At 67.9% G+C, this 6520-nt stretch carries 6 protein-coding genes and 1 rRNA gene; 6 read left to right on the top strand and 1 reads right to left on the bottom strand.

Annotated features, from left to right (window positions below; translation table 11 throughout):
• The first annotated feature begins 90 nt into the window (after positions 1-90).
• Positions 91-207, top strand: a 5S ribosomal RNA gene (rrf, locus tag Acor_RS16030).
• A 60-nt stretch (positions 208-267) separates the two neighbouring features.
• Here rrf and Acor_RS16025 read toward each other — a convergent pair.
• Entirely contained in the window at positions 268-1521 is a 1254-nt protein-coding gene (locus Acor_RS16025) for a folylpolyglutamate synthase/dihydrofolate synthase family protein (protein WP_155337441.1), read from the bottom strand.
• An 81-nt stretch (positions 1522-1602) separates the two neighbouring features.
• Here Acor_RS16025 and Acor_RS16020 point away from each other — a divergent pair, with 81 nt between their 5' ends.
• The 5 genes from Acor_RS16020 (at position 1603) to Acor_RS16000 (ending at position 6513) form a co-directional block, all read left to right on the top strand.
• Positions 1603-2925 (top strand): bifunctional folylpolyglutamate synthase/dihydrofolate synthase, encoded by a 1323-nt coding sequence (locus Acor_RS16020; RefSeq protein ID WP_155337440.1) that lies wholly within the window; start codon positions 1603-1605, stop codon positions 2923-2925.
• Positions 2926-2927: 2 nt separating this feature from the next.
• Positions 2928-3266: a DUF4233 domain-containing protein gene (locus Acor_RS16015; RefSeq protein WP_155337439.1), complete on the top strand. Its 339-nt coding sequence runs from the start codon at positions 2928-2930 to the stop codon at positions 3264-3266.
• An 11-nt stretch (positions 3267-3277) separates the two neighbouring features.
• Positions 3278-4807 (top strand): hypothetical protein, encoded by a 1530-nt coding sequence (locus Acor_RS16010; protein WP_155337438.1) that lies wholly within the window; start codon positions 3278-3280, stop codon positions 4805-4807.
• A gap of 88 nt (positions 4808-4895) precedes the next feature.
• Positions 4896-5306: a nucleoside-diphosphate kinase gene (ndk, locus tag Acor_RS16005; RefSeq protein WP_155337437.1), complete on the top strand. Its 411-nt coding sequence runs from the start codon at positions 4896-4898 to the stop codon at positions 5304-5306.
• A gap of 175 nt (positions 5307-5481) precedes the next feature.
• Complete coding sequence (locus Acor_RS16000; RefSeq protein ID WP_155337436.1) at positions 5482-6513, top strand: rod shape-determining protein; 1032 nt, start codon at positions 5482-5484, stop codon at positions 6511-6513.
• The last annotated feature ends 7 nt before the right edge of the window (positions 6514-6520 follow it).

The following is a 6520-nucleotide window of genomic DNA, read 5'->3' as shown; positions in this document are numbered from 1 at the left end:
ATAATCTGCTTGCGTCCACTATGTGATTCAGAAACAACAAACCGGCACGCGCCCATGCGGCGCTTGAGTTGGTTGATTGTTTCATAGTGTTACGGCGGTTTTAGCGGTGGGGAAACACCCGGTTACATTCCGAACCCGGAAGTTAAGCCCTCCAGCGCCGATGGTACTGCACCGGGGACGGTGTGGGAGAGTAGGACGCCGCCGGACAATCTTTTGCGGGAGCCCCAGCCTTTTGGCTGGGGCTTTCGTGTTTTCAGGGCACGAAACTCAGGCGACGAAGAGTCGTTCTGTCTGAGCGTTCAGGACATCGAGCATCCGGCCCGAGAAGAACACGGTTCCCAGGCTGAGCACACGTTTACCCAGCCCACTCAGGAACTGCGGAGTGAGCTCACTCTCGTCAATGACCGGCCATTCATCGGGCAGTGACTTGGTGAATGTGAAGTGCGCGTCGGCGAGGCGTACAAACGTCACCGGATAGCCGGCGAGTTCGATGATCGCCCCCGCCACGTCCTTGTGGTCAGGCAGACACAGCAGAACATGGTCAATCGTTTTCCAACGCTCCCGCGTCATCTTCAACGCGGTGGCGATTCCCGCTTGGCTGATAGGCGAGTCAATCCAGACCTCCGTCTCGCCGCCCGGAACAACATGCCGGGACATTCGCCCTGGGAGCCGCACGGATTCGAGCACCCGCTCCAGCGCTCCCGGCTGTGGGAGATCCCTGTCGAGGAGCTCCAGCATCCTCCGCGCCGCCGCGCAGCCGAGCTCGGCATTCCACCTTCCGTAAGAAGGAGGCAGGACCCGCATCGGCAGCGAGCCGCCCACCGCGTCGAGGACATCGAGTTCGAGACCTGCCCTGTCGCGGACAACCGACTCAATGGCTTCTCGCACCGAAGGCTGTTGGGGAAGCGACAGCACCGCCTCGGTCTGGCCGGCCACAACGGATGCCTTCTCTCGCGCGATCTCTTCAGGCGAGTCCCCGAGCACTCCGACATGCTCAGCGAAGATCTCCGCAATCGCCACCACCGACGGCGGAAACAACGACACCTCATCCGACCCGCCGCCCATTCCGGCTTCCAGCACAAGATAGTCGGCTTCGACCGCCTGCGCGTACAGCACACCGGCGGTGGTGAACAGCCCGGCGGGCGCGAGATGCCCTGGCAGCTGGTCGCGACCGGGCAACAGGGAGAGGCCGCGGCTGATCTGGTCACCAAGCGATTCGAGATCCGCTGTGGAAATCGCGGCCCCATCAAGTCTGATTCGTTCCCGGTTGGAGCGCAGGCCGGGACTGGTGACCGTGACAACCCGGCCACCCGAGGCGGCCAGGAACGCGGACGCGTACGTCGCCGCAGTGCCCTTCCCCTTTGAGCCGACCACCGTGAGGACAGGAACATCGGCCCCGGAAAGCCCGATCAGGCGGAGCAGCCACCGCGCCCGATCCAGACTCCGACGCGACCCCTCAGGACGCGACCGCCAGTCCGCGAAGAAGGCCCAGTCCGCGGAGAAGGCACTGTCAGAATTCACCGCGCAAGCCTACGCGGCCCCCGAACAGCCCCTACGAGCGCCGCAGAAAGACCCTGCCTCCCGCAGCACTAAGCTGACTGAGTGACAGCAGCGCAGGACATCCACGCAGTCGAGGCCGCGATCCGTGCCCGCGGCGTCGAATGGGACATCGACCCCACGCTCGATCGTATGGCCGGCCTGGTCGATCTCCTGGGCCAGCCCCAGGCGACCTTCCCCGTGATCCACATCGCCGGCACCAACGGCAAGTCGAGCACGGCCAGGATGGTCGAAGCCCTGCTGCGCGAACGAAACCTGCGGGTGGGCCGCTACACCAGTCCCGAGTTCGCCTCCATGCGCGACCGCATCTGTGTCGACGGCGAACCCCTGACCGAGGAACGATTCGTCGAACTGTTCCAGGAACTGGAACCCGTCTTCACGATCGTCGACCAGAAGTACGGCCGGCTGAGCTTCTTCGAGGTCCTCACCGCGATGGCCTTCGCCGCCTTCGCCGACGCTCCTGTCGACGTGGCCGTGATCGAGACCGGCATGGGCGGAACCTGGGACGCCACCAACGTCGCCGACGGCGCGGTGGCCGTGATCACCCCCATCTCCCTCGACCACACCGACTATCTGGGCCCGGACGTCGAGTCGATCGCGGGGGAGAAGGCGGGCATCATCAAGGCGGGCGCGACAGCCGTACTGGCGCAGCAGACGCTTGGGGCCGCCGAGGTGCTGATGCTGCGGGCGGGCGAGGTCGGGGCCACGGTGGCGCGGGAAGGGCTGGAGTTCGGTGTCATGCACCGGGAGCTGGCCATGGGCGGGCAGTTGATCAACATGAAGGGGCTGAAGGGCGCGTACGAGGAGATTTTCCTGCCGCTCTACGGCGCCCATCAGGCGGGGAACGCGGTGACCGCGCTGGCCGCGGTGGAGGCGATGACCGGGGGCGGCGAGCCGCTCGCGGACGAGCTGGTGCGTCAGGCGTTCGCCCAGGTGCGCAGTCCCGGCCGGCTGGAGGTGGTGCGCAGGGGCCCGACCGTCATCATCGACGCCGCGCACAATCCGGGCGGCATGGAAGCCTCCGCCGACGCGATCACCGAGTCGTTCGGCTTCACCCGGCTGATCGCGGTGATCGCCGCGATGGCCGACAAGGACGTCGACTCCATTCTCGAACTCCTGGAGCCACTGGTCGACGAGATCGTGGTCTCCAAGAACTCCTCTCCCCGTTCGATGAGCGCGGAAGAGCTGGCGGATCGCGCGGAGGGCGTCTTCGGTCAGGACCGGGTCCACCTGGCGCCGCGCCTGGACGACGCCATCGATCTGGCGATCACGCTCGCCGACGAGGGCGACGAGTTCGGTTCGGGTGTGCTCATCACCGGCTCCGTCGTCACGGCGGGCGACGCCAGAGTCCTCCTGAAGGTCGGGTAGTCATGTTCGACGTCACTCCCGGCATGCGCCGCCTGGGCGCCACCGTGCTGGGCATGGAAGCGATCGTGGTGGCGCTGGCGACTCCGGTCGCCATCGCCATCCAGCAGGTGGAGCCGGGTCTCGCGGCCGCCGTCGGCATCGGTCTGGCGGTGCTCTGCGTGATCGTCGCGGGGTTGCTCAGGTATCCGGCCGCCTTCGTCGCGGGCAGTCTGCTCCAGGTGCTGGCGATCGCGACGGGGTTCCTGGTCGGCACGATGTTCTTCCTTGGGGCAATCTTCGCCGTTCTATGGATAACAGCGATATTCGTCGCTCGCCGTGTCGAGGGCGCGACGAAGCGCTAAAGTCGGCCACCATGGCCGTCCCCCCAATCCAGCCGTTGCACCCCCCACTGGACGTCGTCCGCGCGCCCGCGGTGGCCCTCGTGGTCGACCTCCTGGTGGGCCTGCTGATCGTGGTCACGTTGCCGCTGGCGATCCTGGCGATCCCCAACACGATCTCCGTGGTGGCGGCGCTGCTTCCGCCGGATGTGTCGCAGATCGCGATGATGCGCGCCCATGGTCTGGCCCTGCCCGCCATGCTGCTCACGGTGCCGGCCGCCGCTCTCGCGGTCCGGCGGTTCCGGGCCGCGCCGGTGCTGGTCGCGGGACTGACCGTGCTGGCGCTGGCGGACGCGGCGGGCGGTTTCGCGGGCGGTCCCGCCGCGGTGGCCGTGCTGCGGGTGCTGCACGGGATCGGCGCGGGGCTGCTGGTGCCGGCGACTCTGGTGGCGGCGATGGAGCGCCGGTCCCGGCGCGTGCTGCTGCCGGTCTGGGCCGGCTCGCTGGCGGTCAGCCTGCTGGCGGCTCAGGCGCTCGCGCTGTGGCCGCTGGACGCGGTCTCCTCGTGGCAGGTCACGCTCCAGCCGTACCCGCTGCTGACCGGGGTGGCGCTGGCGCTGGCCGCGGTCTTCCTGGTGCTGTGGATGGTGAGCGAGAGGGACGAGACCGCCGGCACGCGGCTGTCCCCGAGTGAGCGGACCCGGCTGATCATGGCGGCGGTGCCGTCGGCGGGCATCGCGCTGCTGGCGGTGGGGACGACGTTCGACTGGCCGCCGGTGATGGTGATCGCGGTCGCGTCGGTGGCCGTGGTGGCGATGCTGGGCTTGGGGTCGGTGGCGACCTTTGAGGGGCCCGGCGGCCGGGCGCTGGCGTTCACCAATGTGGGGATCGGGCTGGTTGTACTGCCGACGGCGGCGCAGCTCACGTATGTGGAGTTGGGCGGGCTGGGCGGTCCCGGGCTGACCGGGATGTGGGCGCCGTTCGGGGTGGCCGTGCTGGCGGCGCTGCTGGCCGCGTACGCGGCGATGCGGGTTAACGAGGAACTGGCTGCACGGCTGACCGCCGCCGGGCTGGTGACGGTCGTCGTCGGGCTCTGCGCGGTACGGCTGCTGGTGCCCACGATGGGCGGCTCGTTGCTGGTGGTGCCGTTCGTCCTGCTGGCCACCGGGGCGGCCGTGGCGCTGGTGAGCGCGCTCCGGCTGGCCGGTCAGGTGGCGGCCCTGTTCGGGCTGTCCCTGCTGTTCCCGGCCGTGCTGGCGGGGTTCCTGCTCGGCACCGGCATCCAGGTGACCCGGCTTCGCGCGGTCAGTCAGTCGGGCAACGCCACCCGGCAGGCCATGGTGGACGGGTTCGTGGGGGCGCTGCACCTGTGGGCGCTGATCGGCGGGTTCGTCGTGGTGGTCGTGCTGCTGCTGGCGTCCTTCTTGGCCCGCCGTTCGGCGACGGCGACGGACGTGCCGGAGGTTGGGCAGCCCGTGCCGGTGGTGCCCGCGCCGACGCCTTCTCCGGAAGACACCGAGGATATGACCGAGGACGCGGCCGACGAGCCCGGGGCCGACCGGTAAACTTCGGCTTGCGCGCGTGCGCGCCCCCGAGTCTTCCTTTCCCGGTCGTCGCTGAGAACGGCCGCGGATCGCATCAAAGGAGAAACCCGTGTCCGAGCGTACGCTTGTCCTGATCAAGCCGGACGGTGTCCGTCGTGGCCTCGTCGGTGATGTCATCGGCCGTATCGAGCGTAAGGGCCTCAAGATCGTGGCGATGGAGCTGCGTACGCTGGACGCCGACACCGCCAAGGCGCACTACGCCGAGCACGCCGAGCGCGCGTTCTTCGGCGAGTTGGTGGAGTTCATCACCTCCGCGCCGCTGGTCGCCCTGGTGGTCGAGGGTCCGCGCGCCGTGGAGGCGTTCCGCGCCCTGGCCGGTCTCACCGACCCGGTCAAGTCGGCCCCCGGCACCATCCGCGGCGACCACGCCCTGGAGATCGGCGAGAACGTCGTGCACGGCTCCGACTCGACCGACTCCTCGGCCCGGGAGATCAAGATCTTCTTCCCCGACCGTTTCTAGACAGGTCACCCGCGAAAAGCCCCGGAAATCCGGGGCTTTTCGTGTTTCCGCAGGTAGATAGGGATAAACGTGAGATTTCTAAGGGTCAGCATGCTCGGCGTTGGGTACTACACGTTACGATTCGAATGCGATGCGTTATCACCTGCGGACCACCTGAAGGGAGGCCTCCTTCCCCATGGGCAGCAAGCTGGCGTTTCTCGGCCGTGATATGGCGGTCGATCTTGGCACGGCAAACACTCTGGTATACGTGCGCGGGCGTGGCATCGTGCTCAATGAACCGTCGGTGGTCGCGATCAACACCACCACCGGGCGGATCGTCGCCGTCGGCGTCGAGGCCAAACGTATGATTGGCCGGACGCCGGGCAACATCGTGGCGGTCCGGCCGCTGAAGGACGGCGTGATCGCCGACTTCGACGTCACTGAGCGCATGTTGCGCTATTTCATTCAACGGGTGCACAAGCGCCGCCACTTCGCCAAACCGCGCATCATCGTCGCCGTGCCCAGTGGGATCACCGGGGTCGAGCAGCGCGCGGTGAAGGAAGCCGGCTATCAGGCGGGCGCGCGCCGCGTCTACATCGTCGAGGAGCCGATGGCCGCCGCGATCGGGGCCGGCCTGCCGGTGCACGAGCCGACCGGCAACATGGTCGTCGACATCGGCGGCGGCACCACCGAGGTGGCGATCATCTCGATGGGCGGCATCGTGACCAGCCAGTCGATCCGGGTCGGCGGCGACGAACTGGATCAGGCGATCATCACCTTCGCGAAGAAGGAGCATTCGCTGATGCTCGGCGAGCGGACCGCGGAAGAGGTCAAGATCGCGATCGGCACCGCGTGCGCGGTCCCGGAGCAGTATCACGCCGAGATCCGCGGCCGTGACCTGGTCAGCGGCCTGCCGAAGACGATCGTGGTGTCCGCCGACGAGATCCGCGGCGCGATCGAGGAGCCGCTCAACGCGATAGTGGACGCGGTCAAAGCCACCCTGGACAAGTGCCCGCCCGAGCTGTCCGGCGACCTGATGGACCGGGGGATCGCGCTGACCGGCGGCGGCGCGCTGCTGAAGGGCATGGACGAACGACTCCGTGACGAGACCGGCATGCCGGTGCACCTGGTCGACAACGCGCTCGACTCGGTCGCGCTCGGGTCGGGCCGGTGTGTGGAGGACTTCGACGCGCTCCAGCAGGTTCTGGTCCCCGAACCGAGGCACTGAGGGCACT

The organism is Acrocarpospora corrugata, from assembly GCF_009687845.1.
In the GTDB taxonomy this organism is placed as follows: Bacteria; Actinomycetota; Actinomycetes; order Streptosporangiales; family Streptosporangiaceae; genus Acrocarpospora; species Acrocarpospora corrugata.
The sequence above is the reverse complement of the archived record's forward strand: the minus strand, read 5'-3'. Positions and strand labels throughout refer to the sequence as shown.